Annotated in this window: 26 protein-coding genes and 2 rRNA genes; 15 read left to right on the forward strand and 13 right to left on the reverse strand. The window is 70.1% G+C overall.

What is annotated here, in order from left to right; genetic code table 11:
• The 3 genes from ACWF79_RS02320 to ACWF79_RS02330 all read left to right on the forward strand — a co-directional run.
• Positions 1-1,517: ribosomal RNA gene (locus ACWF79_RS02320) — 23S ribosomal RNA — on the forward strand; the annotation flags it as partial.
• 73 nt (positions 1,518-1,590) lie between these two features.
• Positions 1,591-1,707: ribosomal RNA gene (rrf, locus tag ACWF79_RS02325) — 5S ribosomal RNA — on the forward strand.
• Between the two features lie 305 nt (positions 1,708-2,012).
• Positions 2,013-3,686, forward strand: a complete 1,674-nt coding sequence (locus ACWF79_RS02330) for a pentapeptide repeat-containing protein (protein WP_453726172.1) — start codon at positions 2,013-2,015, stop codon at positions 3,684-3,686.
• An 8-nt stretch (positions 3,687-3,694) separates the two neighbouring features.
• Here the strand turns inward: ACWF79_RS02330 and ACWF79_RS02335 are convergent, their stop codons facing one another.
• From ACWF79_RS02335 to ACWF79_RS02350, 4 genes are read right to left on the reverse strand one after another with little or no spacing between them, the layout of a single operon-like run.
• Complete coding sequence (locus ACWF79_RS02335; RefSeq protein ID WP_453726173.1) at positions 3,695-4,357, reverse strand: response regulator; 663 nt, start codon at positions 4,355-4,357, stop codon at positions 3,695-3,697.
• A complete protein-coding gene (locus ACWF79_RS02340; RefSeq protein ID WP_453726174.1) occupies positions 4,354-5,601 on the reverse strand; it encodes a sensor histidine kinase in 1,248 nt (415 codons plus the stop codon). Before ACWF79_RS02340 ends, ACWF79_RS02335 begins: the two co-directional genes overlap by 4 nt.
• Positions 5,602-5,611: 10 nt before the next feature.
• Complete coding sequence (locus ACWF79_RS02345; protein ID WP_453726175.1) at positions 5,612-6,388, reverse strand: ABC transporter permease; 777 nt, start codon at positions 6,386-6,388, stop codon at positions 5,612-5,614.
• Positions 6,385-7,311 carry an ATP-binding cassette domain-containing protein gene (locus tag ACWF79_RS02350; protein WP_453726176.1) on the reverse strand — a complete coding sequence of 309 codons (927 nt, stop codon included), beginning with the start codon at positions 7,309-7,311 and terminating at the stop codon, positions 6,385-6,387. The genes ACWF79_RS02345 and ACWF79_RS02350 overlap by 4 nt, the downstream gene beginning before the upstream one ends.
• Before the next feature lie 131 nt (positions 7,312-7,442).
• Here ACWF79_RS02350 and ACWF79_RS02355 point away from each other — a divergent pair, with 131 nt between their 5' ends.
• Positions 7,443-8,003: a GNAT family N-acetyltransferase gene (locus tag ACWF79_RS02355; RefSeq protein ID WP_453726177.1), complete on the forward strand. Its 561-nt coding sequence runs from the start codon at positions 7,443-7,445 to the stop codon at positions 8,001-8,003.
• Positions 8,004-8,021: 18 nt separating this feature from the next.
• On the opposite strand, the gene ACWF79_RS02360 is transcribed toward ACWF79_RS02355, so the two are convergent.
• The 6 genes from ACWF79_RS02360 to ACWF79_RS02385 all read right to left on the reverse strand — a co-directional run bounded on the left by ACWF79_RS02360 (position 8,022) and on the right by ACWF79_RS02385 (position 15,094).
• Positions 8,022-9,539, reverse strand: coding sequence for a type IV secretory system conjugative DNA transfer family protein (locus tag ACWF79_RS02360; RefSeq protein WP_453726178.1), 1,518 nt, complete (start codon positions 9,537-9,539; stop codon positions 8,022-8,024).
• A 1-nt stretch (position 9,540) separates the two neighbouring features.
• Positions 9,541-10,941 carry an ATP-binding protein gene (locus tag ACWF79_RS02365; protein ID WP_401437685.1) on the reverse strand — a complete coding sequence of 467 codons (1,401 nt, stop codon included), beginning with the start codon at positions 10,939-10,941 and terminating at the stop codon, positions 9,541-9,543.
• A 50-nt stretch (positions 10,942-10,991) separates the two neighbouring features.
• Positions 10,992-12,545: an SCO6880 family protein gene (locus ACWF79_RS02370; RefSeq protein ID WP_453726179.1), complete on the reverse strand. Its 1,554-nt coding sequence runs from the start codon at positions 12,543-12,545 to the stop codon at positions 10,992-10,994.
• Positions 12,542-13,870 carry a hypothetical protein gene (locus ACWF79_RS02375; protein WP_453726180.1) on the reverse strand — a complete coding sequence of 443 codons (1,329 nt, stop codon included), beginning with the start codon at positions 13,868-13,870 and terminating at the stop codon, positions 12,542-12,544. Before ACWF79_RS02375 ends, ACWF79_RS02370 begins: the two co-directional genes overlap by 4 nt.
• Complete coding sequence (locus ACWF79_RS02380; RefSeq protein WP_453726181.1) at positions 13,860-14,681, reverse strand: hypothetical protein; 822 nt, start codon at positions 14,679-14,681, stop codon at positions 13,860-13,862. Before ACWF79_RS02380 ends, ACWF79_RS02375 begins: the two co-directional genes overlap by 11 nt.
• 104 nt (positions 14,682-14,785) lie before the next feature.
• A complete protein-coding gene (locus ACWF79_RS02385) occupies positions 14,786-15,094 on the reverse strand; it encodes a hypothetical protein (RefSeq protein ID WP_260230621.1) in 309 nt (102 codons plus the stop codon).
• Between the two features lie 417 nt (positions 15,095-15,511).
• Here ACWF79_RS02385 and ACWF79_RS02390 point away from each other — a divergent pair, with 417 nt between their 5' ends.
• From ACWF79_RS02390 to ACWF79_RS02420, 7 genes are all read left to right on the forward strand, one after another.
• Positions 15,512-16,540: a C40 family peptidase gene (locus tag ACWF79_RS02390; RefSeq protein WP_453726182.1), complete on the forward strand. Its 1,029-nt coding sequence runs from the start codon at positions 15,512-15,514 to the stop codon at positions 16,538-16,540.
• Between the two features lie 180 nt (positions 16,541-16,720).
• Complete coding sequence (locus ACWF79_RS02395; protein WP_453726183.1) at positions 16,721-17,437, forward strand: phosphatase PAP2 family protein; 717 nt, start codon at positions 16,721-16,723, stop codon at positions 17,435-17,437.
• A gap of 323 nt (positions 17,438-17,760) precedes the next feature.
• Positions 17,761-18,108, forward strand: a complete 348-nt coding sequence (locus tag ACWF79_RS02400) for a response regulator transcription factor (RefSeq protein ID WP_453726184.1) — start codon at positions 17,761-17,763, stop codon at positions 18,106-18,108.
• Between the two features lie 68 nt (positions 18,109-18,176).
• Positions 18,177-18,605, forward strand: coding sequence for a hypothetical protein (locus tag ACWF79_RS02405; protein ID WP_453726185.1), 429 nt, complete (start codon positions 18,177-18,179; stop codon positions 18,603-18,605).
• A gap of 98 nt (positions 18,606-18,703) precedes the next feature.
• Positions 18,704-18,952: a hypothetical protein gene (locus tag ACWF79_RS02410; protein WP_453726186.1), complete on the forward strand. Its 249-nt coding sequence runs from the start codon at positions 18,704-18,706 to the stop codon at positions 18,950-18,952.
• Complete coding sequence (locus tag ACWF79_RS02415; RefSeq protein ID WP_453726187.1) at positions 18,949-19,872, forward strand: ABC transporter ATP-binding protein; 924 nt, start codon at positions 18,949-18,951, stop codon at positions 19,870-19,872. The genes ACWF79_RS02410 and ACWF79_RS02415 overlap by 4 nt, the downstream gene beginning before the upstream one ends.
• 35 nt (positions 19,873-19,907) lie before the next feature.
• Entirely contained in the window at positions 19,908-20,783 is an 876-nt protein-coding gene (locus ACWF79_RS02420; protein WP_453726188.1) for a hypothetical protein, read from the forward strand.
• A gap of 221 nt (positions 20,784-21,004) precedes the next feature.
• On the opposite strand, the gene ACWF79_RS02425 is transcribed toward ACWF79_RS02420, so the two are convergent.
• A complete protein-coding gene (locus ACWF79_RS02425; RefSeq protein WP_453726189.1) occupies positions 21,005-22,126 on the reverse strand; it encodes a sensor histidine kinase in 1,122 nt (373 codons plus the stop codon).
• Between the two features lie 7 nt (positions 22,127-22,133).
• Entirely contained in the window at positions 22,134-22,799 is a 666-nt protein-coding gene (locus ACWF79_RS02430; protein ID WP_453726190.1) for a response regulator, read from the reverse strand.
• 360 nt (positions 22,800-23,159) lie between these two features.
• On the opposite strand from ACWF79_RS02430, the gene ACWF79_RS02435 reads away from it, so the two are divergent.
• Positions 23,160-23,966 (forward strand): hypothetical protein, encoded by an 807-nt coding sequence (locus tag ACWF79_RS02435; protein WP_453726191.1) that lies wholly within the window; start codon positions 23,160-23,162, stop codon positions 23,964-23,966.
• Between the two features lie 158 nt (positions 23,967-24,124).
• The gene (locus tag ACWF79_RS02440; protein ID WP_453726602.1) at positions 24,125-24,274 is read left to right on the forward strand and encodes a hypothetical protein; all 150 of its coding nucleotides are present in this window, start codon (positions 24,125-24,127) and stop codon (positions 24,272-24,274) included.
• 34 nt (positions 24,275-24,308) lie between these two features.
• Here the strand turns inward: ACWF79_RS02440 and ACWF79_RS02445 are convergent, their stop codons facing one another.
• Positions 24,309-24,671 (reverse strand): metal-sensitive transcriptional regulator, encoded by a 363-nt coding sequence (locus ACWF79_RS02445; RefSeq protein ID WP_453726192.1) that lies wholly within the window; start codon positions 24,669-24,671, stop codon positions 24,309-24,311.
• Between the two features lie 193 nt (positions 24,672-24,864).
• Here ACWF79_RS02445 and ACWF79_RS02450 point away from each other — a divergent pair, with 193 nt between their 5' ends.
• Together ACWF79_RS02450 and ACWF79_RS02455 are read left to right on the forward strand one after the other, a co-directional pair.
• Positions 24,865-25,485: a DUF47 domain-containing protein gene (locus ACWF79_RS02450; protein ID WP_453726193.1), complete on the forward strand. Its 621-nt coding sequence runs from the start codon at positions 24,865-24,867 to the stop codon at positions 25,483-25,485.
• Positions 25,486-25,491: 6 nt separating this feature from the next.
• Positions 25,492-26,490, forward strand: a complete 999-nt coding sequence (locus tag ACWF79_RS02455; RefSeq protein ID WP_453726194.1) for an anion permease — start codon at positions 25,492-25,494, stop codon at positions 26,488-26,490.
• Positions 26,491-26,615: the final 125 nt, after the last annotated feature.

Below are 26,615 nucleotides of genomic sequence, written 5' to 3' on the forward strand. Positions count from 1 at the left end.
CCGGCGAACCAAGGTGGTAGTAGGTAAGCGATGGGGTGACGCAGGAAGGTAGTCCAGCCCGGGCGGTGGTTGTCCCGGGGTAAGGGTGTAGGCCGTGTGATAGGCAAATCCGTCACACATTAAGGCTGAGACCTGATGCCGAGCCGATTGTGGTGAAGTGGATGATCCTATGCTGTCGAGAAAAGCCTCTAGCGAGTTTCATGGCGGCCCGTACCCTAAACCGACTCAGGTGGTCAGGTAGAGAATACCGAGGCGTTCGGGTGAACTATGGTTAAGGAACTCGGCAAAATGCCCCCGTAACTTCGGGAGAAGGGGGGCCATCACTGGTGATCGGATTTACTCCGTGAGCTGGGGGTGGCCGCAGAGACCAGCGAGAAGCGACTGTTTACTAAAAACACAGGTCCGTGCGAAGCCGTAAGGCGATGTATACGGACTGACGCCTGCCCGGTGCTGGAACGTTAAGGGGACCGGTTAGTGACCTTTCGGGGTTGCGAAGCTGAGAACTTAAGCGCCAGTAAACGGCGGTGGTAACTATAACCATCCTAAGGTAGCGAAATTCCTTGTCGGGTAAGTTCCGACCTGCACGAATGGCGTAACGACTTCTCGACTGTCTCAACCATAGGCCCGGTGAAATTGCACTACGAGTAAAGATGCTCGTTTCGCGCAGCAGGACGGAAAGACCCCGGGACCTTTACTACAGTTTGATATTGGTGTTCGGTTCGGCTTGTGTAGGATAGGTGGGAGACTTTGAAGCCGTGACGCCAGTCATGGTGGAGTCGCCGTTGAAATACCACTCTGGTCGTGCTGGATGTCTAACCTCGGTCCGTGATCCGGATCAGGGACAGTGTCTGATGGGTAGTTTAACTGGGGCGGTTGCCTCCCAAAGGGTAACGGAGGCGCCCAAAGGTTCCCTCAGCCTGGTTGGCAATCAGGTGTTGAGTGTAAGTGCACAAGGGAGCTTGACTGTGAGACCGACGGGTCGAGCAGGGACGAAAGTCGGGACTAGTGATCCGGCGGTGGCTTGTGGAAGCGCCGTCGCTCAACGGATAAAAGGTACCCCGGGGATAACAGGCTGATCTTCCCCAAGAGTCCATATCGACGGGATGGTTTGGCACCTCGATGTCGGCTCGTCGCATCCTGGGGCTGGAGTCGGTCCCAAGGGTTGGGCTGTTCGCCCATTAAAGCGGTACGCGAGCTGGGTTTAGAACGTCGTGAGACAGTTCGGTCCCTATCCGCTGTGCGCGTAGGAATATTGAGAAGGGCTGTCCCTAGTACGAGAGGACCGGGACGGACGAACCTCTGGTGTGCCAGTTGTCCTGCCAAGGGCATGGCTGGTTGGCTACGTTCGGGAGGGATAACCGCTGAAAGCATCTAAGCGGGAAGCCTGCTTCGAGATGAGTATTCCCACCTCCTTGAGAGGGTAAGGCTCCCAGTAGACGACTGGGTTGATAGGCCGGATGTGGAAGCCCAGTAATGGGTGGAGCTGACCGGTACTAATAGGCCGAGGGCTTGTCCTCAGTTGCTCGCGTCCACTGTGTTAGTTCTGAAGTAACGACCGTGATTATGCCCGGTTGGTTAACTTCATAGTGTTTCGGTGGTCATAGCGTTAGGGAAACGCCCGGTTACATTCCGAACCCGGAAGCTAAGCCTTTCAGCGCCGATGGTACTGCAGGGGGGACCCTGTGGGAGAGTAGGACGCCGCCGAACAATTTTTAGCCTCAACCCCTGGACCTTGTCCGGGGGTTGAGGCATTTTTGCGTTCTGTGGACTTTTCTTCGTGGGGCGACTGGATGCGCGCCCTTTTAGGGGCATCCAGCGGCTGGCTGGTCGCGGTCATGGTCTGGCGTGCGGTCGTGCGTTCGGCAGAGTTCGAGGATCCTCATCGGCGTACCGGGCGACGCGTTCTGCTCGTCCCCCGACGGTGGGTCAGGCCGCGGGCGCAGGAGGTCGGTCGGGACCTAAGGCGGGCCGGCGCATTGCGCCGGCATCAAGGGGTCGCGAGCACGGTGCCGATGGCGGAGTTCCGCGTCCGGCTGGTAGAGGCGGACCGTTCGGCGCGGGTGCTCGAGCACGGGCGCAGGATCTGGGGGACCGTGGTCCCCGCCGTGCTCGCCTTCTGCGGTCTGTCGCTTGGGGCGTGGCTCGCGATGTATCCCGCTCTGGAGGAGGGGCCGGGCGCCGACTTCCTCGACCCTTGGGATTTCTTCGCCCAGCTCCTGGGCGAGCGGGGTTTCTACAACGGTGGCGCCGGCTGTGTCGGCTGGTCCCTCCTTCTTGGCTGTGAACCGGAGTTCGTCACGTGGTGGCAGGGGTGGGAGGCCGGGTTCGGCTTCGGTGTGGCGATCGCGTTGCTTGTCTCCGCCTGGTGGCTGCCGCGTCTGGTGCGACGGCGGTTCGGTCTGTGGGAGCAGCAGGAGGCTCCCCTTTCCGCTTGCCTGGCGGCCCTCGTCGACTGCCGGGAGGCCTTCCGTACTCCTTCACCGGACACGTCGGTGCTTGACGCGAGCGTGGCCCGACTGCGGGCCGATCTTCAGGCGTTCGCCTCGCGTGGGGTGCCCGCGGATGCCGAGCGTCGGGCCGAGCTGGAGGAGCACAGCGGGCATGTGGCGTGGACCCTGCACGAGGCGGTGGGCAGGGTGCTCCGGGAAGGGGCTGCCGTGCTGCCCGATCTCGTACGGATTCTTGCCCAGCTCCAGGACCGGCTGCATGCCTCCCGGTGGTACGCCCTGCTCGATGCCTCGCTGATCACCGCTACACCGTCGTCGCCGTCGTCGCCGTCGGCGTCTGCCGGTCCAGCCACGCCGACGGTCGGCGATTCGGGTCGCTGGCAGCGGCACCTGGCGATCGCTACGGCCATGCCGGCGATACCCGCCCTTCTGGCGTTGGGCTTCACGGCGATGACGATCAGCCAGGCGCGCGACACTCTGCGCGTCACCGAGCGGGATCAGGTCGCGTCCTCGTACAGCGAGCTCGTGGCGAACCTTGGTGACCCGTCCATGAACGTGCGGATCAGCAGTATCTACGGGCTCCAGCGGATGATGGAGGAGTCTCCACGCGAGCAGCAGGCGATCGTCAACGTGCTCAGCGCCTATGTTCGCGATCGTGCGAAGGCGCCGCGGGCGAAGACACAGATCGAAGCGGTGCACCGGGACCCGAAGGCTCGGCCCGCCGATGATGTGCAGGAGGCACTGAACGTCCTGGGGGCGCGGCCGCACTCGAACGAGGACAGGGTGCAGGTGATCAATCTGCGGAACGCCTTCCTTGTCGGCGCCGATCTGTCGACAGGGGACTTCTCCGATGTCGATCTGCGGGAGGCAGACGTCACTCGGGCTTCTCTGAAGGACGGCCGGTACGACGGCTCGCGGTTCGACGGGGCCACCATGAACGAGGCTGATCTGAGCGGGGGCTACTTCGCGGACTCGCAGTTCGCCGGTAGCGCCCTCAAGGGCGCTGCCTTGCGTAGGGCGATCCTGGACGACGCGGACCTCTCCGGCGCGAAGCTCATCGATGCCGATCTGACCGATGCCCTGCTCAGGCGGGCTGACTTCACTGCGGACGACGACAAAGGCCTGCCCGCCGCCGATCTGACGCGTACGGACTTCACCCGGGCAGTGCTCGAGGACGCCGACCTTGCCGGGACCGACCGGCGGTCGGCGGTGTGGACCTCGGCCGTGCTGCCCAAGTAGCCGGGGGTTCAGGCCGGGGTGACCAGGCCGGTGTCGTACGCGAGGATGACCGCCTGGACGCGATCGCGGGCGCCGGTCTTCGCGAGGATGCGGCTGATGTGGGTCTTCACCGTCGATTCCGCGAGGTGGAGGCGTTCGGCGATCTCCGTGTTCGTCCAGCCCTGGCCGACGACCGTGAGGATCTCGCGCTCGCGGTCCGTGAGGGGCGCCAGGCGGGTGTCCTCGCGCGTCGGGCCCGGTGCGGGCGGGAGGTGGTGGATGTACGCGTCCAGGAGGCGGCGGGTCAGGCTCGGGGCGACCACCGCGTCGCCGCTCGCCACCGCGCGGATGCCGGAGAGCAACTCCTCCGGCTGGGCGTCCTTGACCAGGAAGCCGCTGGCGCCGGCGCGCAGGCCGTCGTAGGCGTACTCGTCGAGGTCGAAGGTGGTGACGATCAGGACGCGGGTGCGGGCGCCGGTCGCGACGATGCGGCGGGTGGCTTCGATGCCGTCGAGGCCGGGCATCCGGATGTCCATCAGGACGACGTCCGGACGATGGCGGTCCACCAGGCGGACCGCCTCCGTGCCGTTCGGTGCCTCGCCGACGACCGTCATGTCGTCCTGGCTCTCCAACAGCATGCGGAAGCCGAAGCGTTGCATGGCCTGGTCGTCCGCTATCAGCACCGTCGTCACGAGGGGGAGTCCTCCAGGGGGAGTCGGAGTCGTACACGCCACCCGCCTTTCGGCAGCGGGCCGGCTTCGAGTGTGCCGTCGTAGAGCTTGGCGCGCTCGCGCATTCCTGTGACGCCTTGGCCTGGGACGCCCTGGCCTCCGCCGGAGGAGGCCGGCACGGAGAACGCCGGCCCGCTGCCCGTGTTCGTCACCTCCACCGTCACCTCCTCGGGGGCGTATGCGAGGAGGACCGTCGACTCGGCGTCCTCGCCCGCGTGCTTGAGGGTGTTCGTCAGGGCTTCCTGGACGACCCGGAAGACCGTCAGTTGGGCACCCGCGGGGAGTTCGTGGGTGTCGCCCGTGGCCTTCAGGTGTACTGGCAGACCTGCCTTGCGTACGCCGGTGATCAGGGCGTCCAGGTCGGCCAGGGTGGGCTGGGGGTCGCGTACCGCCTCGCCGCGCAGCAGTCGGCGGAGTTCGGCGAGGGCCTGGCGGCTCGTCGTGCCGATGGCGTCGAGGGCCTCGGCGGCGCGTTCGGGGTTCTTGGCCGCCGCGTACCGGCCGCCGTCGGCGAGGCCGGTGATGACGGAGAGGTTGTGGCCGATGATGTCGTGCATCTCCCGTGCGATCCGGTTGCGTTCGGCGGCGGCGGCGAGCTGCGCCTGCTGGTCGCGTTCGACTTCGAGGCGGCGGGCCCGGTCCACGAGGGCGGCGGTGTAGTCCTGGCGGGAGCGGACGGCGATGCCGAGGAGTGCGACCATCGCGTAGGCCCAGAGAGTGGGGACGATGTGCTGGTCCCAACTGCCCTGTGGATGGCGGATCGTGCCCACGACCAGGGGCGGGGTGAGCAGAGCGAGGGTCCACAGGAGCGCGCGGAGCCGGAGCCGTAGCGCGATGTGGAAGACGACGATCATCTGGAGGAGGGCGGCCTGGAGGAAGGCGCCCGTCCAGTCGTTGACGAGGGACGCGCCCGCCATCACGGTGAGGGCGGGCAGGGGATGGCGGCGGCGCCACAGCAGGGGAAGCGCGAACGTCAGGCTCATGGCCACGACGAGCCAGACCGCCACGGACGGGTCCCGGGCCGTGTTCCGCCAGCCGCCCGCCGCGTCGACGAGTGCGGCCCCCGTCCAGAAGGCGGTGACCAGTCCGTCCCAGAGCCAGGGGCGCCGCGTGTCGAAGCTTCGTACGCGGGCGGTCTGGCGCTGGACGTAGCGGCTGAGGGGCTCCTCCGGCCGGCCCGGGTCCGCGTGCTCTTCCGTCGTCACCCGGTCATCCTCATACGTCGCGGCGCTTCAGCGACAGCGCCGGGACGATCAGGCTCGCCGCCGCCCACAGGCACAGGGCGAGCAGCGCGGCGCCCGGGGAGGCCGCGTTCGGCATCGGGTCGGCGGAGCCGAGGGCGCCCGCCGCCTGGGTGGGGAAGTACCGGATCGCGGTGTCGACGGCGTCGTACGGGAGCATCCCGAGGACCTCCGGCAGGACCATCACGCCGCCGATGAAGGCGCCGATGCCGCCCGGGACGGACCGGAGCGCGGCGCCGAGGCCGAGGGCGACGAGGCTGAGGAGCGTGACGCCGGCGGCGTTGCCCGCGAGGGCGGCGAGAACGCCGTCGTCGGCGAGGGAGGCCGCCTGGTCGGTGTCGGAGAGGAAGAGCTGCGCCGTGAGGAACGTGATCAGGGCGGTCACGAAGGAGACGGTGAAGATGACGGCGGTGAAGACGGTGGTCTTCGCCCACAGGACGGGGAGCCGGCGCGGTACGGCGGTCAGGGAGGCCCTGATCAGGCCGGTCGAGTACTCGCCCGCCGTGACGAGGATGCCGAGGACGGCGAGACAGATGCCGCCGAGCTGGGAGCCGTAGAGGGTGAGGACGACGGTGTCGACGTCGGAGTCGCCGCCGTCGGAGGTGTAGGTGGCGCCCATGAGGATGCCGACGCCGAGGACGAGCGCGACCGCGGCGACGAGGGTGATCCAGGTGGAGCGGACCGTCCACAGCTTGTGCCACTCGGAGCGCAGGACGCGGGCGTGGGTGAGAGCGGGGGCGGGGGTGCTCATGCGGCTGCTGCTCCTTGGTACTCGACCGAGTCGTGGGTGAGGTCCATGAACGCCTGCTCCAGGGAGGCGGTCTGCGGGGTGAGCTCGTACAGCGGTACGCCGTGGGTGGCCGCAGTGCGGCCGATGTCCGCCGCGTCGATGCCGGTGATGCGGAGGGCGTGTGGGGTGTGGCGGGTGTCCGGGGCGTCGACGGTGATCTCCGCCGCGCCTGGGAGCAGTTCGCGTAGCCGGGTCGGTTCCGGGGTGACGACCTTGACCGAGGCGCCGCCCGACTCCCGTACGAGCGCGTCGACGGTCGTGTCGGCGAGGAGTCGGCCCTTGCCGATGACGATCAGGTGGTCGGCCGTCAGGGCCATCTCGCTCATCAGGTGCGAGGAGACGAGAACCGTACGGCCGTCGGCGGCCAGGGACTTGAGGAGCGTACGGATCCACAGCACGCCCTCCGGGTCGAGGCCGTTCACGGGCTCGTCGAGGACGATCGTGCGGGGGTCGCCGAGGAGGGCGGCGGCGATGCCGAGGCGCTGGCCCATGCCGAGGGAGAAGCCCTTGACCCGGCGCCGGGCGACCTCGGCCAGGCCGGTCAGGCCGAGGACGTGCTCGACGCGGGAGCGGGGGATGCCGTGGGTGTGGGCGAGCGCCATGAGGTGGTGGTACGCCGAGCGGCCCGGGTGGAGCGAGCGGGCCTCCAGGAGCGCGCCGACCTCGGTGAGGGGCGCGGTGTGGGCGGCGTAGGCGCGGCCGTTGACCGTCGCGCGGCCGCGGGTGGGGGCGTCGAGGCCGAGGAGCATGCGGAGGGTGGTGGACTTTCCGGCGCCGTTGGGGCCGAGGAAGCCGGTGACGGTGCCGGGGTGGACGGTGAAGCTGAGGTCCTGGACGACGGTCCTGTCCCCGTACCGCTTGGTGAGTTCGTCAGCTCGGATCATGTCCACGACGCTACGGAGCGGGGGGTGGGGGAGCGTCCGACCGTGGGCGGGGGCCTGGGGAGGGGCGTAGTACCGGGGTACGACGAGAAAGCAGTTGTGGGGGGTGGCGGGCTGCGCCGAGGATCGGGGGCATGAGCTACCTGATACGGACGATCCGCGGCGACGAGTGGGAGAGGGCCCGTGAGATCCGGCTCGCGTCCCTCCAGGACCCGGTGGCGAAGATCGCCTTCCTCGACACGTACGAGGAGGCGGTGAAGCGTCCCGACGCGTTCTGGCGCGAGCGGGCCGAGGGGGCGTCGGAGAGCGGCACGAGCATCCGGCAGTTCGTGGCGGAGGCCCCGGACGGGAGTTGGGCGGGCACGATCACGCTGCTGGTGGAGCGGCCGTCGGACGAGGTGCGGCTCGGGGAGCCGGCGACGGCCGACCAGACGCACATCGTGGGCGTGTACGTGCGGCCGGAGGCGCGGGGCACGGGGGTGATCGACGCGTTGTTCCGGGCGGGTGTGGAGTGGTCCTGGTCGCTGCCGGAGCCGGTGATCCGGCGGGTGCGGCTGTACGTCCACGAGGACAACGCGCGGGCCGCCGCCTTCTACCGGCGGTTCGGGTTCGTGGCGTCGGGCGTGGTCGTGGCGGTGCCCGGGGATGTCGTGGCCCGCGAGGTGGAGTACGAGTACCTCAGGCCGGTGGCCTAGGCCGTGTCCGGCCCTGCCTCAGGTCTGGGGCAGGGGCTCCGGCCAGCGGGCGCGGGCCTGTTCCTGGGAGCGGAGGAGGACCAGGGTGGGCAGGCCGGTGTCGTGGCCGGACGCGAGCAGGTCCGGTAGTTGGGGGAGGGGGGCCACGGCGGCGGCGTCGTCCAGGACGAGGGTCAGTGGTGGGTCGAGCCGACCGTCGGATGACCGTGCGGCCATGCGGCGGCCGTGCTCGACCACGCTTGCGGCGAGGGCGGTGAGCAGAGGCATCGCGCCGGGGCGGGTGCGCGGGTCCTCGATGGGTTCACCGACCACATAGAGCGTGCCCCCTTCGGCGACGAAAGATTCCAGTGTCAGCGAATCAGTTCGATTCGGGGTGCACGCGTCCCTGATGTGGATCGAGGAGAGCGCGGAGAGTGCCCGTGCGGTCAACTCCTGCGCGATCTCGCGGCGTTCCGGGTGCGCGGTGAGCGCGGACTCCAGGAGGCCGGCGTGGCCGGAGGCGGCCTTGGGGTGCGTACGGAGGATCCGTACGGGTTCGTGGGCGCCGGTGCCCTGGGCCCAGCGGTGGACCTGTTTGAAGGGGCGGTCGTCCAGGGCGGCGGCGTGCAGCCAGCAGCGCAGGAGCGTTTCGGCGGTGTCGGCGACCGCCGCGTCCAGGCGGGACGGCGGCCGTACGGGGGCGAGGAGGGCGACGGCCCGTTCCTGGGCGACGGCCGGGTCCGCGCAGCCGGCGGACGGGGACCAGTGGAGGCGGGCGGGCGTGTCGCAGAGGTGACCGGGGTCGTAGACGAGGACGGGGCCGAGCTTGCCGCGTGCGTCCTTGGTGTCGGCCCAGAGGGTGGGGTCGGAGGTGACGACGAGGACGGGGCCCTCGGCGTCCTGGAGGGCCTGCAGGGCGGCGGGGCGGCGTGTGGCGGGGGCGCCGTAGACGACGGAGCCGGGAGCCGCCGCAGGGGGCGCGGCCACGGCCTGTTCCAGGGGCTTCCGGGGGGCGGGTGGGTGCTCCGCGTGCGTCGGTGAGGGCGCGGTGGTCGTGCCGGCCGGAGGGGGCTCCGGCGCGGAGGCGGGGGCGGCGACCCGCTCCGTGACCTCCGTACGCCGAACGGCCGGGGACTTCGCGAACTCGACAGCCGCCGCGGCCTCGCCCGCACCCGCCGTCCCGTACGCGCCCTCGCGCCTGCCCGCCCGTACCGCCCTCCAGCGCGCCAGCGTCCCCACCGCGAACACCGTGAGCACCACGAGCACCATCAGCTCACCGATGAGCAGGCCCCAGAACAGCCCGTACCCCGACAGCTGGTCCGCCGGGGTGCCCGGCCACGCGCCCGCCAGGTCCTGCGGGCTGCCGATCAGGGCGCGGACGGCCATGGGGGTCCGGTTGAAGGTGACCCCGTCCGGCCAGGCGCCCTTCGCGAGCAGGGCCGCCAGGCCGGTCGCCGTCCATACGAGCACCGTCAGGCCGATGACGAAGCCGACGAGGGCGACCACCAGCCCGTCCGGGATGCCGCCCTGCTGCCGTTCCTGCGTGTCCTTCCGCATCTCACGCCACCGTCGACCGGGAGGGGTCGTTCAGCTGCTGCTCGATCAGGGAGGCCCGTTGCTCCGCCTCCCACTCCGCGGCCTGGAGGTCGTCCGGGAGGGAGGACTCGGTCATGGCGCGGTCGGTGTAGACGAGCGGTCGCTCCCTCTCGGTGATGAGGTGTTTGACCACCTGCACATTGCCGTTGACGTCCCAGACGGCGATGCCGGGCGTGAGCGTCGGGATGATCTCGACGGCCCAGCGTGGCAGTCCGAGGACGCGTCCCGTGGCCCGGGCCTCGTCGGCTTTCTGGGCATAAATGGTGCGGGTGGAGGCCATCTTGAGGATCGCCGCGGCCTCCCGGGCCGCCGCGCCGTCGACGACGTCCGAGAGGTGGTGGACGACCGCGACGAAGGACAGGCCGAGCCGTCGCCCGAACTTGAGCAGCCGCTGGAACAGCTGCGCCACGAAGGGGCTGTTGATGATGTGCCAGGCCTCCTCGACCAGGAAGATGCGCTTCTTCCGGTCGGGGCGGATCCAGGTGTGCTCCAGCCACACGCCGACGATCGCCATGAGGATCGGCATGGCGATGGAGTTGCGGTCGATGTGGGACAGGTCGAAGACGATGAGCGGCGCGTCGAGGTCGATGCCGACGGTCGTCGGGCCGTCGAACATGCCGCGCAGGTCACCGTCGACCAGCCGGTCCAGGACGAGCGCGACGTCCAGTCCCCAGGCGCGTACGTCGTCTATGTCGACGTTCATGGCCTCCGCCGACTCCGCCTTCGGGTGGCGGAGCTGCTCGACGATGTCGGTGAGGATCGGCTGCCGGTCGGTGATGTGCTCGTTGACGTACGCGTGGGCGACCTTGAGCGCGAAGCCGGAGCGCTCGTCGAGGCCGTGGCCCATCGCGACCTCGATGATCGTACGGAGCAGGGCCAGCTGCCCGGTCGTGGTGATCGACGGGTCGAGCGGGTTGAGCCGGATGCCGGCGTCGACGGCGACCATCGGGTCGAGGCGGATGGGAGTTATCCCCAGCTCCTGCGCGATGAGGTTCCATTCGCCGACGCCGTCCTCGCCCTGGGCGTCCAGGACGACGACCTGCCGGTCGCGGAAGCGCAACTGCCGCAGGACGTACGTCTTCTCCAGCGCGGACTTGCCGTTGCCGGACTCGCCGAGGACCAGCCAGTGGGGGGCCGGGAGCTGCTGGCCGTACAGCTGGAACGGGTCGTAGATGTAGCCCTTGCCGCTGTAGACCTCGCGGCCGATGATCACGCCGGAGTCGCCGAGGCCGGGGGCGGCCGTCGGCAGGTAGACCGCCTGGGCCTGGCCGGTCGAGGTGCGGACGGGCAGACGGGTCGTCTCCACCTTCCCGAAGAGGAAGGAGGTGAAGGCTTCGGTGAGGGCGGAGAGTGGATCTCGCATGTGCACGGGCCCCTTAGCGGCTGGCGTGGCTGGCGGCTAGTGGCGGGTGGCTAGCGGCGGATGCCGGTCGCGAACGGCAGGGTGTTCACAAACGCCCGGTGGTGCTCGCGGTCGCACCACTCCAGCTTCAGATACGACTTGCCGGCGGAGGCCCTGATCGTGCGCTTGTCCCTGGCCAGGGCTTCGGGCGAGCGCGACGACACGGTGATGTACCCGACGAGGTTGACCCCCGCCGCGCCGCTGGCGAGATCTTCACCCCGCTGGTCGAGCCGGCCGTGCGCGGCGATGTCGCGAGGGTCGACCGTGCGGTTCATCTTGGCCTGGCGGGAGGCCTCGGCCTCGTCGTTGGTCTTCTCGGTGAGCATGCGCTCGATGGCGACCTCGGTGGGTTCGAGGTCCATCGTCACCGCGACCGTACGGATCACGTCGGGGGTGTGCACGAGGAGCGGCGCGAGGAAGTTGACGCCGACGGGGGTCATCGGCCACTCCTTCACCCAGGCGGTGGCGTGGCACCAGGGGGCGCGGGTGGAGGACTCGCGGGTCTTGGCCTGGAGGTAGGTGGGCTCCATGGCGTCGAGTTCGGCGGGCCAAGCGTTTCGTTTCGTCATGGCCTGGATGTGGTCGATCGGGTGGTCCGGGTCGTACATGGAGTGCACGAGGGAGGCGAGCCGAGACTGGCCGAGGGGCTGACGTACCCGGATGTCGGCCTCGGCGAGACGGGCGCAGATGTCGGTGAGCTCGCGGGCCATGACGACGGCGAGGCCGGCGTCGCGGTCGAGCTTGCGGGCGCCGGAGGTGTGGCGGGCGGCGCGGGCCATGGCGTTGGCCTCGGCGGCGAGCTCGCGGGTGTAGTGCATGCAGGCCACGAGGTAGGCGCGGTGCTGCTCGCTGGAGGTGGAGACCATCGACTGGAGCTGCTCGTAGGAGTCCTGGAGCCAGCCGGGGGCCTGCGGGTCGCCGCGCTGGGCGACGTCCTTGGCGTGGGCGTCGGGGTCGGCGGGGAGGGTACGGGCGAGCATCTGCAGGCGGGTGACGAAGCCGTCCCCGTTGGCGACGTGCTTGAGCAGCGTGCCGAAACGGTCCACCAGCGCTTCCTGGTCCTCGCTGTCGCGCAGGCCGACGCCGGGGCCCTCGATCTCGATGGCGGCGGTGACGGTGCGGCGGTCGGCGTGCAGGAGGACGGCGATCTCGTCGGGGCCGAAGGGCGCGGAGAGCCAGTTGATCCGGCCGATGCCGGGGGGCGGGCCGATCTCCACCTCACGGCCGTCGAACCGGGTGCCGGCCTCGGCGGCGGCGGAACGGTAGGCGGTGCCGCGCTTGAGGGACCGCTTGTAGCTGCGGTTGATTTCGAACCACTTGTAGAAGGTGCGGTGCTTGTACGGGACGTACACGGCGGCGAGGGCGAGGACGGGGAAGCCGACGAGGAGCACGATCCGCAGGGTGAGGGCGGGGACGAGGAGTCCGCTCATCATGCCGAGGAACGCGCCGGCGATGATGAGGGCGATCTCGCCGGTCTCGCGGTTCTTGCCGACGATCGCGTTCGGCCGGGCACGGCCGATGAGATACGTACGGCGGGGCGCGACCGGCTGGGACTGGGTCGTCAACGCCCTCCACCTCCTGAGTTCTTGCGGTTGCTGTGCGGGGTGCCTGATGTGGGGCTGCTGCTACGCGGCGGGGGTGCGGCGGAGGGGACAGATCCGCCGCCGCCCCCGGCCGGGCCCCCGCGGCTGCTGTGGGCGGCGACTCCGCCCGCGAGGGGGTTGGCGGGGCGTGGGGCGCTGCCGCTGCTCTGGTTACCGCCGCCGCCTCCGCTGTCGCGGGTGCTGTGGGTCTTGATGCCCTGGGAGACGAGGGAGGCGGGGGAGGAGAGGACGGCGGCGGCGGCGTTCTCGCCGGCGCGGTGGACGCGGTTGTTGCGGGAGGCGACGATCTCGTCGCCGAAGCCGGGTACGAAGCGGTAGATCATCGCGGAGGCGAAGATGGCGAGCAGGATGATCGCGAGCCCGGAGACGACGGCGGAGAAGGAGTCGGGGCCGGTCCCGGAGGAGAGCGCGCCGGCGAGGCCGAGGACGATGACGATGACCGGCTTCACCAGGATGATCGCGATCATGATCCCGGCCCAGCGGCGGACGTGGCCCCACATGTTCTTGTCGACGAGGCCGGAGTAGACGACGACGCCGAGGAGGGCGCCGACGTAGAGCATGACGGCGCGCAGGAAGAGTTCGAGGTAGAGGACGCCGGCGGCGAGGATGCTGACGAGGGAGACGATGATCAGCATGATCGGCCCGCCGCCGATCTGGTCGCCCTTCTGCAGGGCCTCCTTGAAGCTGCCGAAGAAGACGTCGGTCTGCTGACCGGTGCCGGCGGCGATGACCTCGGTGACGGCGTCGGTGGCGTTGACGACGGTGTAGAGGATCAGCGGGGTGAAGGCGGAGGCGAGGACGGTCAGCCAGAGGAAGCCGATGGCCTCGGAGATGGCGGTGGTGAGGGGCACGCCGCGGATGGCTCGCTTGGCGACGGCGAGGAGCCAGAGGAGGAGGGTGAGGAAGGTGGCGGCGGCGAAGACGATGGCGTAGCGGCCGAGGAACTCGAGGTTGGTGAAGTCGACGTCGGCGGTCTCTTTGACGGCGCCGGAGAGCTTGTCGACGATCGTGACGGCGGCGTCGGCGCATCCGCGGGCGAGGGAGGCGAGGGGGTCCAGGGCGGCGGTGGGGTCGGTGGGGGCACGCCCACTGCCGGATCCGGCGGAGTCGCCGTTTTCGCAGTAGTCGCGGGCGGGGCCGACGATGAGGTCGCACTGCTCCTTGGTAGGAGGCGTCGGCGTCGGCGTCGGAGCCGCGTGGGCACGGGAGGCCAGCAGCACGGCTGCGGTCTGGAGGGTGGCCAGCAATGCGGCCACGCGGAGCGAAGGACGGGGCCTAGCGGGCATACGTGAAGCCTCCGTACTCCTCGACGGCCTTGGCGATCGCGTCGGCGTCGGAGGCGGTCCGGTCGGTGTTGACCGGGGCCGGCCCTTCCTTCTGCGAGAAGCTCTCCACCTTCCAGTCGTTGTCGGCCCAGCGGAGAGCCAGGGTCATGGTGAACCAGTCGTTCGTCACCGGGTTGGTGGAGCTGACTCCGGCCGTGCCGAAGACGCCGGTGCACCAGACCTCGACCGTCGCGGCGCTCTCGGAGAACTGCGTGACCTTGGTGCCGACCGGCGCCGTGCGCGACACGTAGGTCATCCCGGCAGCGGCATTGCCGTTCTCGTCGAGACCCAGCTTGTCGAGGAACTCCCGGCTGTACGCCTTGTCGAAGCTGGTCTCGAGTTCGGCGACCTTTTCCTGGACGAACAGCTGCCTGACGATCTCGCTGCGGCGCTCCGGCTTCAGGATGTCGGCCGAGACGAGCGCCACCGAGAAGTTGGCCGCCGCACTCTGCGCCCCCTGCTCGTCCCGCGCGAAGCCCATCGGGATCGTGCCGTTCTTGCCTGGGACCGGGCGGACGCCCGTGGGGGACGTGGGGGACTTCTGGTCCGAGGAGGTCGTGGAGCCCGAGGTGTTGTCCGTGCCGCGGTCGCCGTCGCCCCTGTTCGCGAAGGCGATCGCGGCGATCAGGAGGACCACCACACCGACCGCCGTGATCAGCGAGCGCGAGCCGCGAGGGCGGCGCGGGGACGCGTACGGGTCGCCCGTGCCGCCTTCGGGGAGGCGCGTGCGGGTCTGGCCGGAGCCGCCCATGTCGTCGTCGCCGAGGCTCATGACGGGTACGCCCCCTCAACCGTTCGCGGGTACGACAGAAGCCGTGCTGGTCTCCGCGCGGGCGCGGTGTGGTGACTGGACATCAGGGAACGTGACCTCGGTGGTTAGACGGCCATCCCGTACACGATCGTGAACAGCGTTCCCAGCGAGCCGATGATGAAGACGCCGGTCAGACCGGCCACGATCAGGCCCTTGCCCTGCTCGGCGCTGAACGTGTCCCGGAGTGCGGTCGCGCCGATGCGCTGCTTGGCCGCTCCCCAGATGGCGATGCCGAGGCAGAGCAGGATGGCCACGGCCATCACGACCTCGATCATCACCTTGGCTTCATTGCCCAGGCTCCCGAAAGGCCCCCAGTTAGGAGCGATTCCACCGATGATGGTGGTGATGTCGCCCTCTTCGGCCGCCAGGTACATGTAACTCACCGCCCCTGTATGGGTAGTTCGTCGCCCCTGCCCGATGGCATGGGTCATCGCCCTATCTTCGCTGATGAAACCGCCCGCGTGTGACGGCTTGGCGGCTCTCTTTACCCGATCCCCGCACATGTGACCGATCCGACCGTCTTGACCTGGGACGGCGTGGCCGGTTTCGATGCAAGGAAGCGTATGGTCACTCTGTGTATCACGGAGGGTGACTCCGGGCAATGACTGTCGTTGTTGCACTCTTGGGGTGGTGGCCGCCCGGGTCTCGCCCCTGGTCCCGTACCGGCCCCCCGCCCGCTCCCGGCCGCATGACTTTGTCCGAAACGGGTGACCGGCGGCCCGTCCGCCGGGTGGGTGCCGCGCCTAGACTTGTCGCTCGATGGACTGCCAAGACCCCAGGGGTGGTTGACGGTGCGTAAGGCGCGCAAGGCCTGGCTGGTGGCCGGTGGGGTCTTCGGTGTGTGCCTCAGCTTCGTCGCGCTGCTCGTCGTCGGTACGTACTCCGCCGCCGCCGGACTCCTCGGGGGCGCCGGGGACGCCAAGAACGGCACCGTGGCGCTGGCCAAGGGGGCCGTGCCCGCCGCGTACCAGGGTCTGGTGCAGCAGTGGGGGAACCTCTGCCCCGCCATCAACCCGGCCCTGCTCGCGGCCCAGCTCTATCAGGAGAGCGGCTGGAACCCGAGGGCCGTCTCGCCCGCCAACGCCATGGGCATCGCCCAGTTCATCCCCGGCACCTGGGCCGGGCACGCCGTCGACGGGGACGGGGACGGGGACCGTGACGTGTGGGACCCCAAGGACGCGATCCCCTCGGCCGCCACGTACGACTGCGAGCTCGCCGGCTATGTGAAGGACGTGCCGGGCGATCGGACGAACAACATGCTCGCCGCGTACAACGCGGGCGCCTACCGGGTCATCAAGTCCGGTGGCGTGCCCCGGATCGCCGAGACCCAGAACTACGTACGCATCATCCGGTCGCTGGAGAAGAGCTTCGCCCGGCCGGTCGGCCGCGTCGCTCCCTCGCGGCAGGCCGCGGGCGCGATCTACTACGCGCAGCAGAAGCTCGGTACGCCCTATCTCTGGGGCGGTACCGGGACAGCGGCGCAGAATGGCCGATTCGACTGCTCCGGGCTGACCCAGGCCGCGTACCGGTCCGTCGGGATCGAGCTGCCGCGCGTCGCCAACGACCAGTACAACGCGGGCCCCCATCCCTCCCGCGACGAGCTGCTCCCGGGCGACCTGGTCTTCTTCTCCGACGATCTGACGAACTCGCGCGCCATCAGGCACGTCGGCATCTACGTCGGCGGTGGCTACATGATCGACGCGCCGCGCACCGGGGCCGTGATCCGCTTCGACAAGATCGACACGCCCGACTACTTTGGTGCGACCCGGGTGACGAAGGACGGCGCGGCGGCGCTTCCGACGCATCTTCCGCAGACCTGACATTCCGTCGGCGAAGGCCGTCGCGAAGACCGGCCGTTGGCCGGAACTCTCCGTTAAGCACAGGCCCTGAGCTGCGACGACGTGTCACTCTTCGGTAACGTCAGGGCGATCATCGTCGACGAGCGGAACGCGCGCGTCAGGTAGTTCGTTTCGACTCACGTGACAAGGCAAGGGGCAGCAGTGGCTGGACTCGCATCGGATGGTTCGAACCCCGATGTCAGCCTGCTCTACGACATCAACGGGCTGGCGCGGGACGCCCCGCCCTGGTTCGACCGTGTCATGGGCTTCGTCGGCGAGTACGGGATCATGCTCGCCCTCGTCCTCGTCGCGCTCTGGTGCTGGTGGAGCGTCCGCCGGCGGGACTCCCTCGCGGACTCCGTCTCCGGTGTCGCCTCGCTCCTGTGGGCTCCGCTCGCCGCCGGCGTCGCGATCCTCGTCAACGTCCCCATCCGGGGCTTCGTCGAGCGCCCCCGGCCCTTCAACGACCACCAGGGCCTGGACGTCCTCGTCGACGGCAAGACCGACTTCTCCTTCGTCAGCGACCACGCGACGCTGGCGATGGCCATCGCGGTCGGGGTCTTCATCGCCCACCGCAAGCTCGGTCTCGCCGCCATCGCCCTCGCGTTCGCCGAGGGCTTCTGCCGCGTCTACATGGGCGTCCACTACCCGACCGACGTCATCGGCGGCTTCGCCCTCGGTACGGCGGTGGCGCTGCTCCTCGCCCCCCTCGCCCACGCCCTGCTGACCCCGCTCGTCTCCGCGATCGCCCGCTCCCGCAGCGGGGCGCGCCTGGTCCGTTCCCGTGCCGCGGCCGCGCGGTCCGCCGTGCCCGGGACGCTCGGCATCCCCGAGCCCCGGATCGGTTCCGGGCCCGAGGAGAACGACCTGGCGGCCTGACCGCCTCCTGACCCACTCGATGCGGCCCGCCGGTTCTCCGGCGGGCCGCATCGGCATGTCCGGGGGTGTGCGGAGGCCGTCGCCGACGATCGCCCCGCCGGCCGTCGCTGTCGCCCGCCCCCGCCGGACGGCGCAGTCCACGCCCCCCCGCCGGACGGCGGGGGCGGGGCCCCGCCAGGCGGCGGGGGCGAGGGCCGCTGGGGCCCTTCTCTCGTATGAACGCGGGTCCCCCGGTGGATGGAAGCATGGCTGGCCGGGCCCCTCCCGCTGACCACGGGAGGGCTGTTCGACGCTTGTTGACGAATGATCACGGGGAGAACGTCATGACTTTCGAGACATCACGGGGATCCGGCTCCTGGGACACCCACGACTCTTTTCGCCACTGCGACATGGGGACGTCGAACGTCATGTCCGTGGCGGCACCCGACATCGACCAGCTGACCCGTAGGGAGAGGGAAGTGCTGCACATGCTCGGACTCGGTGAGAGTAATCGGCTGCTGGCCCGGAGGCTCGGAATCAGCGAACGTACCGTCAAAGCTCATGTGTCGAGCATCATCGCAAAGCTCGAACTGCGTTCGCGCGGCGATGCCACGGCTCTCTCCATACTCCGGCACGCGGAGGTCCACGGAAGTCTGACCCTCCCCAACGGACAATTCCCCAACGGACAATAGAGAACAGGTACTTGGGCTGGCGAGAGTTGTCTCCCGAAGGCGATCCTTTCATTCAGGGAGAGAACAGCATGAAGAAGTCAGCCCGCATAGCGACCGCGACGATCGTCGCGGCCCTGGCGATCGGCGTGGCGGCCCCGGCGGCCAGCGCGGCCCAGACCGCCACCCCGGTCGCCGCGGTCGCCACGTACACGCCCACCGGCTCGGTGGCGCCCGCCGGCGCGCTCGGCGGCAACGCCGCGGCTCCGGCCGCCGCCTCCGCCGACGTCGCGGCCGTCCAGCGGGCCGCCGCCGGAAGCTCCAAGGGCAAGGCGTTCCTGGAGCTGCTGAAGCGGACCGGCGGCCTGTTCAAGAAGGCCGCGACCAAGGCCAAGGAAGGCCAGCAGGCCTTCAACCGGTGGATGGGCGACCAGCACTGGTCCGTCCGCGCCGCTTGGTGGGCGCTCGGCGCCGGCACCCAGGCCTGGGTCTGGGAGCAGCTCCTGAACTGGGTCGGCTGATCAAGACCGGGCCGCCCCCTCCACACCCCTGGGGGCGGCCCTCCCCCCACAGACGCGAAAGGCGCGACATGACCACAAGGAAATCCGGATCCACCCCGGTGGACTCATTCTTCGCCGTACCGATGGTTCTGCTCGCGCTGACATTCCCGGTGTTCTTCTTCGTCTCCAGTGAAAACGGCCGCACCATCGGCTGGTTCCTGTACGGGGCGGCCCTTCTGCTGACCCTCGGCGGAATGCTCTATTGCGCCCTTGCGAAGAAGAACCCGAACTGGGGCGGGGCCACCTGTGCCGTCGCCCTGGTCGTCATCGGACTGTCCGCCTGGAACAGGCACGGGTTGCCCTGGTGAACGTCCAGACGACGATGTCCGAGAACGCGACCGGCCTGAGCGCCCGTTCGCTGCGACGGACCTTCGGAAAGAAGACCGTTCTTCACGACGTCTCCCTGGACGCCCCCGCCGGTGCGGTGACGGGATTCCTGGGCGCCAACGGCGCCGGCAAGAGCACGGCGATACGGCTGATGCTCGGCCTCCTCCGGGGCGAGGGGCAGACGTACTTCCTCGGTCGGCCCCTCACCGACTGGAACGCGCCGGGGCATGTGGTCGGGGCGGTTCTCGGCGGTGTCGCCGGCCACCCCGCGCACCGGATGCGGACTCATCTGGGCATGGTCGCCGCCGGCATGGGCCTGTCCGACCGCCGGGTCGACGAGGTGCTCGACCTGGTCGGTCTGCGCGAGGCCGCCGGACTGCGCCTGGGCGCGCTCTCCCTCGGCATGGCCCAGCGGGCCGGCATCGCCCAGGCGATGCTCGGCGATCCGCGCGTACTCGTCCTCGACGAACCGGCCAACGGCCTCGACCCGCACTCGCTGCTCTGGCTGCGCACGTTCCTGCGCGGCCTCGCCCGGGAGGGCAGGGCCGTCCTCGTCTCCAGCCACCTGTTGGGGGAGATGGAGCAGCTGGCCGATCGCGTGATCATCCTCGCTCAGGGCCGGGTCGTCGCCGAGACGACCGTCGGCGAGATCGCCGCCCGGACCGGGACCGTCACCGCGGAGAGCCCGCAGCCCGAGCGGCTGACGGAGCTCGTGGAGCGGGCGGGTGGTACGACGGAGCCGCTGGACGGCGGGCGGGTCGCGATCAGGGGCCTCGACCGGTTCCGGGTGGGAGCCCTGGCCGCCGCGGAGTCGGTGGCGCTGAGCTGGCTCGACGAACGGCCTCCCTCCTTGGAGGACTTCTACCTCTCCGTGGCGCACGAGGAGTTCCACATCCGATGACACCCCCGTCCGTATCTCCGTCCGCGTCCCCGCCCGTGTCCGCGCTCACGTCCCCGCCCGTCTCTTCGCCCGAGTGCCCGTCCGCCGCCCGGGCCCTGCGCCGCGCCGCCGCGTACGAGTGGCGCCACCTGCGCGGTCTGCCGTCCACCTGGATCCTGCTCGCGGCCGTGGCCGTTCTGGCCGTCGGCAACGGAGTGGCGCTGCTCCTGTCGGCCGACCCGAACGTCGCCCCGACGCCGGCGGCGGCGGCCGACGCCCTCCAGTGGTCGCCCGCCGCCACCCAGATGCCGATGCTGGCCTTTCTCCTCATGGCGATCGCCACCGGACCCGTCAGCACCGATCTCGCGCGTGGTGCCGCCCGTACCACCTGGCTGACCGCGGCATCCCGGACGACGGCGTACGCCGCGAAGCTCGGCGTCGGGGCCGTACTGGCCGCGTCCGTCGCGGCCGCGTCCGTCCTGCTCGCCGGGGTCGCCGGAGCACTGTCCCTCGCACTGGCCGGGATGCCCCAGCCCGCGTGGGGTCAGGCGCTGCCCGCACTGCTGCGCTTCGTGCTGGTGATGGCCTGCTGGCCCGTCGTGGCCGGTGCGGTCGCGGCGCTGGTGCGCAACCGAGCCGGGACCGTACTGATCCTCGTGGCCTGGCCCTTGGCCGCCGAACGACTGGCCGGTCTGTTGGTGGGCCGGCTCCTCGACGTCGAGGGCCTTGGCGGGTGGCTGCCGTTCGCCGCGGCCCGCGCCGCCATGGCGGGCGCCCCGGACGGCTCCCTCACGGCCGACGACGCCGAGTTCGCGCAGGCGATGCTCGGCAGCGATCTGGGCCCGGGGGCCGGGCTCGCCGTGTACGGCGTCTTCACGCTGCTGCTCGGCCTCACCGGAGCCTGGGCCTACCGCAGGCGAGACACCGCCTGACGCGCACGGCCTTACGCGCACCGGCCCGACGCGCATTGGCCCGACGCGCATTTGCCCGACGCGCATTGGCCTGACGGGCATTGGCCTGACGGGCATTGGCCCGACGCGCACCGGCCCGACGCGAGACCGTCCGATCAGCCTGACGCGAGCCGCCTGACGGCCGGACGCCCGACGCGAGACCGTTCGAACCGACTGACCCTGGGGGGAGAGCCTGCCCGGGGTCAGTCGGTGAGCCGGCCGGGCAGGGTCGCTCGGACCAGGAAGCCGCCGTCCCCCGTCGGTCCGGCCTCCAGCCTGCCGCCGAGCGACCGCACCCGCTCACGCAGCCCGGCCAGTCCGTGGCCGCCGCCCGGCAGCGGCTCCGGCGCCTGCGGCGGCGGTACCGGCGGCAGCCCGCTGCGGATCTCGACGACCAACCCCTCCGAGCCGGGCGCCGACGCGGTGGCGAGCGCCACCGTCGTGGCCGAACCAGGCGCGTGCTTCCGTATGTTGGTCAGCCCTTCCTGCACGATGCGGTACGCCGCCTCCTGCACTGCCGGAGGCCACTCCCGAGCCCGGACCCGCTCCAGGTCCGCCGACACGTCGAGACCGCTCTCCTCGATCAGCGCGGGCACCTCCCGCAGCCCCGGCCGGTCCCCGTCGTCCTCCGGGCCGGCCTTCAACACCCCGACCAGACGCCGCAGCTCGGTCATCGAGGCGACGCCGAGGCGCCGGATGGCGGCCGCCGCCTCCCTGCTCTCCGGTTCCCGCGCGGTCCGCTCCAGCGCTCCGGCCCGTACGGTGATCAGGCTGACGTGGTACGAGACCGAGTCATGCATGTCCCGGGCCAGCCGGGCCCGCTCCTCCGCCACCGCCGTGCGCGCGAGCAGTTGCCGCTCACGCTCCTGCGCCGCGACCAGGTCCGCGATGTGTGTGGACAGTTCCCGCTTGGCCCGTGCGAGAGAACCCAGCGCGGTCGGACCGGCGCTGACGAGCGCTGAGGAGACGAGACCCGCCAGGCCGTACTCCAGCGACCAGGGCTCCGGAAGCTGCGCCGGGTTCCAGGAGACGAGGGCCGCGAGAAAGAGGAGGGCCGCGCAGGTCAGCACCGTCGCGCGCGAGCGCGCGGCGCACGCCGCCCGGTACATGGTGAGCATGGGAGCGAGCACCAGATAGCCGGTGCACGCGACCGGCAGCGTGGCCAGGAGCGCGAGGACCGGCCACCGCGTACTGAGCGAGACCGCGCCGAGGGCGAACCCGTACAGCGTGAGGTCCCACGGTCCGTGCGCGCTCCACGTCGTGGCGATCTCGGCGGTCGAGATCACGAGGACGACCGCGGTCTGCGCGAGGGGCGGGAAACTCATCGGTACGTCATATGGAGGTCCGGGGCGCCGTTCCCGTCAGCCCCCACCGGTGGGCGTAGACCGCGGCCTGGACCCGGTTCGCCACGCCGAGCTTGCCCAGGATCGCGCTGACGTGGTCCTTGGTGGTGGCCGCGCTCAGGCCCAGCCTGCGGCCGATGTCGGCGTTGGGCAGCCCGTCCGCCAGCAGGGCCAGCACGTCACGCTCGCGCGCGGTCAGCGAGCACGGCCGGTCCGTCTCCGGGGCGGCGGCGGGTCCCTGTGCCAGGAATCCCTGGACGACGGCGCGGGCGACCGGCGCCGACAGCACGGTGCCTCCTGCCGCGATCAGCCGTACCGAGTGGATCAGCTCGTCGGGCGCGGTGTCCTTGAGCAGGAAGCCCGAGGCGCCGGCGCTCAGGGCGCCCGCGACGTCCTCCTCGGCGGAGAAGGTCGTCAGAACGGCCACGGCGGGCGGCGCCTCCTGTGCCCGCAGGGCCTTCAGCACCGAAAGGCCGTCGGTGCCCGGCATCCGAAGGTCCAGGAGCACCACGTCGGGGCGGTGGGCCGCGACCGCGGCGACGGCTTCGGGGCCGTCGCAGGTCGCCGGTACGTGGATGTCCGGCTCCGATTCGAGGATCTGCTGCATACATGTGCGCAGTAGGAGCTCGTCGTCGACGATCAGGGCCCGGACCACTGAACCATCCCCCGTTGGCTGGCCAAAAATCCACTTGAACATAGCAACCCCCGACGCGCGAGTGCCAACCCCTCGGTGGACCGCGGGCCGGTGCCGCTAGGCGGGCCTGTTCCCCGCCGGCTCCGCGTGCGCCGCCGCGTCCGCACGGGCCCGCTCCCGCGATCTCCGGGCAGGCCCCGCCCAGCCGCAGCTGCACCGGGCGACCGCAAAGGAGCCGCGTTCCGTCGTGGTCGTGTGATGCGGGGCATGCTCGTGCACGCCTCAACGGTACTGCGCGTGACGGGTCGCCCAAGCCGTCGTTATGCGGATCGGGTGGGTCCCGGACAGGCAGCGGCACACGGCGTTGGGGGTTGGCAGGCGATGGTGGTGCAGCGGTACGGGCGCAGGGGCGGGGCCTTGGCCGCCGCCGCGGCTCTGATGGCCGGCGGATGCGCCGCGCCCGAGGACCCCAAGCCCGGCGGGGATCCCACCAGGACCGTGCGGGACGCGGCATCGGTGCTGACCCGGGCCGGTACCGCCAAGGCGACCACCAGCATGGAGATGGCGACCGGCGGGACGCGCGTGACCATTCGCGGCGAGGGCGGCTACGACTTCCGCCGCCGGACCGGCCGGCTCCAGGTCGTCCTGCCCCAGGACGCCGCCGGAGGCGACGAGCACCGGCCCGTCACCGAACTCCTCGCCCCCGGTGCCCTCTACATGAAGAACCGCGGCGCGGGGGTCCCGGCCGACAAGTGGGTCCGGGTGGACACCACGACCCTGGACGACGGCAACCTCGTCACCGGCGGGGCGACCGACCCGGCCGCCGCCGCCGAGCTGCTGCGCGGCGCGCAGCGGGTGACGTACGTCGGAGAGGTCGACCTGGCAGGGGTGAAAGTCAGCCACTACCGCGGCGTCGCGGACCTCGGGGCGGCCGCCCGTGCCGCCTCGCCGCAGGTGCGGGGTGCGCTCGCCGCGGCGGCGAAAGGGTTCGCCAAGGACGCCGTGCCCTTCGACGCGTACCTCGATGCGGAGGGCCGACTGCGCAAGGTCCGGCACCAGTTCAGCTTCGCCAACAAGGAACGCACGGTCGCGGTCGCGTCGACGACCCTGCTGTACGGGTTCGGCACCCCCGTCGACGTACGGCTGCCGAACCGCGCGGACATCTACACCGGAAAGATCAAGGTGTAGCGGCAGGACCGTCCGGCGGGGGCTCGCGAAAGCCACCCGCAGGCCATGGCCAAATGGTCCGGACTAGTCATGCGCGGTGCGTGGCGCGCTCCCTACGCTGGGAGACCGACGCCGGCAGGAAGAGGTGAACGCGCGTGGCCCCGCCCAGTACCGCGACAGTGCCCACTGACCAGGAGCGCGTCGCTCTCGCCGAGATCGAGCTGTGCGGTGAGCTGATCATCGCCGCGTCGACGGCCGACGGGGAGCGCCTGAGCGCGGACCGTATCGACGAGGTGCTGCGGGTCGCGGAGCGGGCAGCTCCTTGCTGATCGCCCGGGGCCGGCCGTGGGCGGCCCCGGGGTCTCAGGTGCGGAGCATCCGGGCGATGGCCTTCGTGGCCTCCTCGACCTTGGCGTCGATCTCGTCGCCGCCCTTGGTCGCGGCGTCGGCGACGCAGTGCCGCAGGTGCTCCTCCAGGAGCTGCAGCGCGAAGGACTGCAGGGCCTTCGTGGAGGCCGAGACCTGGGTGAGTATGTCGATGCAGTACGTGTCCTCGTCGACCATCCGCTGCAGACCGCGGATCTGGCCCTCGATCCGGCGCAGCCGCTTGAGGTGCTCGTCCTTCTGCTTGTGGTAGCCGTGCACGCCGTGATCGTGGTCGGTCGTGGGTGCGGCGGTGGGTGCGGAGGTTTCGGGGGTGACCTCGGCCGCCTCGGTGGTCGTCATCGCGTCCTCCCGTTGTCCAGAAAGGGTAGGTATACCCCTCGTGGGTATATGGTACCGATCCCCGCCGATCCGGGCGGGGGCCCGTGCAGATCACTGTGCCTGATGGGCGACACTGAAGGGACGCCGGTTAGCCGTGGCCGGATGATGCGCCTAGCATCAGCCTGACCGAAACCCAGCACCCCGAGGACCCCACGTGCGATTTCGTCTGACCCCCAGGGAGACGAGCTTCTACGACATGTTCGCCGCGTCCGCGGACAACATCGTCACGGGCTCGAAACTCCTGATGGAACTGCTCGGAGCGGAGCCTTCCGCCCGGGCCGAGATCGCGGAGCGGATGCGGGCAGCGGAGCACGCGGGTGACGATGCCACCCACGCGATCTTCCACCAGTTGAACTCCTCGTTCATCACACCCTTCGACCGCGAGGACATCTACAACCTCGCGTCCTCCCTCGACGACATCATGGACTTCATGGAGGAGGCCGTCGACCTGGTCGTCCTCTACAACGTCGAAGAGCTCCCCAAGGGTGTCGAGCAGCAGATCGAGGTCCTGTCGCGGGCGGCGGAGCTGACCGCCGAGGCGATGCCGCACCTGCGGACCATGGACAACCTCACCGAGTACTGGATCGAGATCAACCGGCTGGAGAACCAGGCCGACCAGATCCACCGCAAGCTGCTCGCCCACCTCTTCAACGGCAAGTACGACGCCATCGAGGTCCTCAAGCTCAAGCAGATCGTGGACGTCCTGGAAGAGGCGGCCGATGCCTTCGAGCACGTGGCGAACACGGTGGAGACCATCGCGGTCAAGGAGTCCTGAGGCTTCGTGGACACCTTCGCGCTGATCGTGACCATCGGTGTCGCGCTCGGCTTCACGTACACCAACGGGTTCCACGACTCGGCCAACGCCATCGCCACCTCGGTCTCGACGCGGGCGCTGACCCCGCGGGCGGCCCTGGCGATGGCCGCGGTGATGAACCTCGCCGGCGCGTTCCTCGGCAGCGGGGTCGCCAAGACCGTCAGCGAGGGCCTGATCGAGACGCCGCACGGCGACAAGGGGATGGGCATCCTCTTCGCCGCGCTCGTCGGCGCGATCATCTGGAACCTGGTCACCTGGTACTTCGGTCTGCCGTCCTCCTCCTCGCACGCGCTGTTCGGCGGCATGGTGGGCGCGGCGCTCGCGGGCGGTACGGAGGTGATCTGGGAGGGCGTGCTCGACAAGATCGTCATCCCGATGTTCATCTCACCGGTCGTCGGCCTGGTGGCCGGTTACCTGGTCATGTGCCTGATCATGTGGCTGTTCCGCAGGTCCAACCCGCACAAGGCGAAGCGCGGTTTCCGTATCGCCCAGACGGTGTCGGCGGCGGGCATGGCGCTCGGCCACGGTCTGCAGGACGCCCAGAAGACCATGGGCATCGTGGTGATGGCCCTGGTCATCGCCGATGTGCAGCAGGCGGGCGACGACATCCCGATCTGGGTGAAGATCGCGTGCGCCGTGATGCTCTCGCTGGGCACGTACGCGGGTGGCTGGCGGATCATGCGGACACTCGGCCGGAAGATCATCGAGCTCGACCCGCCGCAGGGGTTCGCGGCGGAGACCACGGGGGCGACGATCATGTTCGGCTCGGCGTTCCTGTTCCACGCGCCGATCTCCACGACGCACGTCATCACGTCCGCGATCATGGGTGTGGGGGCGACGAAGCGCGTGAACGCGGTGCGCTGGGGGGTCGCGAAGAACATCATCCTGGGGTGGTTCATCACGATGCCGGCCGCGGCGCTCGTCGCAGCGACGAGTTTCTACGTGGTGCAGCTGTTCTTCGGGTGACGGCCCCGGAACGTGGTTGGGCCCGGCTCTCCTGTGGGAGAGCCGGGCCCTTCGTCTTGCGGTGGCACCGCCATGCAGCACCGCAGGACGCGTTACCCGGAGCCGTGGTGACCCTGTGCCGGGGG

The sequence above is a fragment of the Streptomyces sp. NPDC054975 genome (assembly GCF_053609105.1).

Bases quoted from the DNA above. Each gene is read 5' to 3' on its own strand.
- ACWF79_RS02330 (WP_453726172.1), top strand. From the start codon at position 2,013: ATGGCGGAGTTCCGCGTCCGGCTGGTAGAGGCGGACCGTTCGGCGCGG.
- ACWF79_RS02345 (WP_453726175.1), bottom strand. From the start codon at position 6,388: ATGAGCACCCCCGCCCCCGCTCTCACCCACGCCCGCGTCCTGCGCTCC.
- ACWF79_RS02350 (WP_453726176.1), bottom strand. From the start codon at position 7,311: ATGATCCGAGCTGACGAACTCACCAAGCGGTACGGGGACAGGACCGTC.
- ACWF79_RS02355 (WP_453726177.1), top strand. From the start codon at position 7,443: ATGAGCTACCTGATACGGACGATCCGCGGCGACGAGTGGGAGAGGGCC.
- ACWF79_RS02360 (WP_453726178.1), bottom strand. From the start codon at position 9,539: ATGCGGAAGGACACGCAGGAACGGCAGCAGGGCGGCATCCCGGACGGG.
- ACWF79_RS02365 (WP_401437685.1), bottom strand. From the start codon at position 10,941: ATGCGAGATCCACTCTCCGCCCTCACCGAAGCCTTCACCTCCTTCCTC.
- ACWF79_RS02375 (WP_453726180.1), bottom strand. From the start codon at position 13,870: ATGCCCGCTAGGCCCCGTCCTTCGCTCCGCGTGGCCGCATTGCTGGCC.
- ACWF79_RS02380 (WP_453726181.1), bottom strand. From the start codon at position 14,681: ATGAGCCTCGGCGACGACGACATGGGCGGCTCCGGCCAGACCCGCACG.
- ACWF79_RS02385 (WP_260230621.1), bottom strand. From the start codon at position 15,094: ATGTACCTGGCGGCCGAAGAGGGCGACATCACCACCATCATCGGTGGA.
- ACWF79_RS02400 (WP_453726184.1), top strand. From the start codon at position 17,761: ATGACTTTCGAGACATCACGGGGATCCGGCTCCTGGGACACCCACGAC.
- ACWF79_RS02405 (WP_453726185.1), top strand. From the start codon at position 18,177: ATGAAGAAGTCAGCCCGCATAGCGACCGCGACGATCGTCGCGGCCCTG.
- ACWF79_RS02425 (WP_453726189.1), bottom strand. From the start codon at position 22,126: ATGAGTTTCCCGCCCCTCGCGCAGACCGCGGTCGTCCTCGTGATCTCG.
- ACWF79_RS02435 (WP_453726191.1), top strand. From the start codon at position 23,160: ATGGTGGTGCAGCGGTACGGGCGCAGGGGCGGGGCCTTGGCCGCCGCC.
- ACWF79_RS02445 (WP_453726192.1), bottom strand. From the start codon at position 24,671: ATGACGACCACCGAGGCGGCCGAGGTCACCCCCGAAACCTCCGCACCC.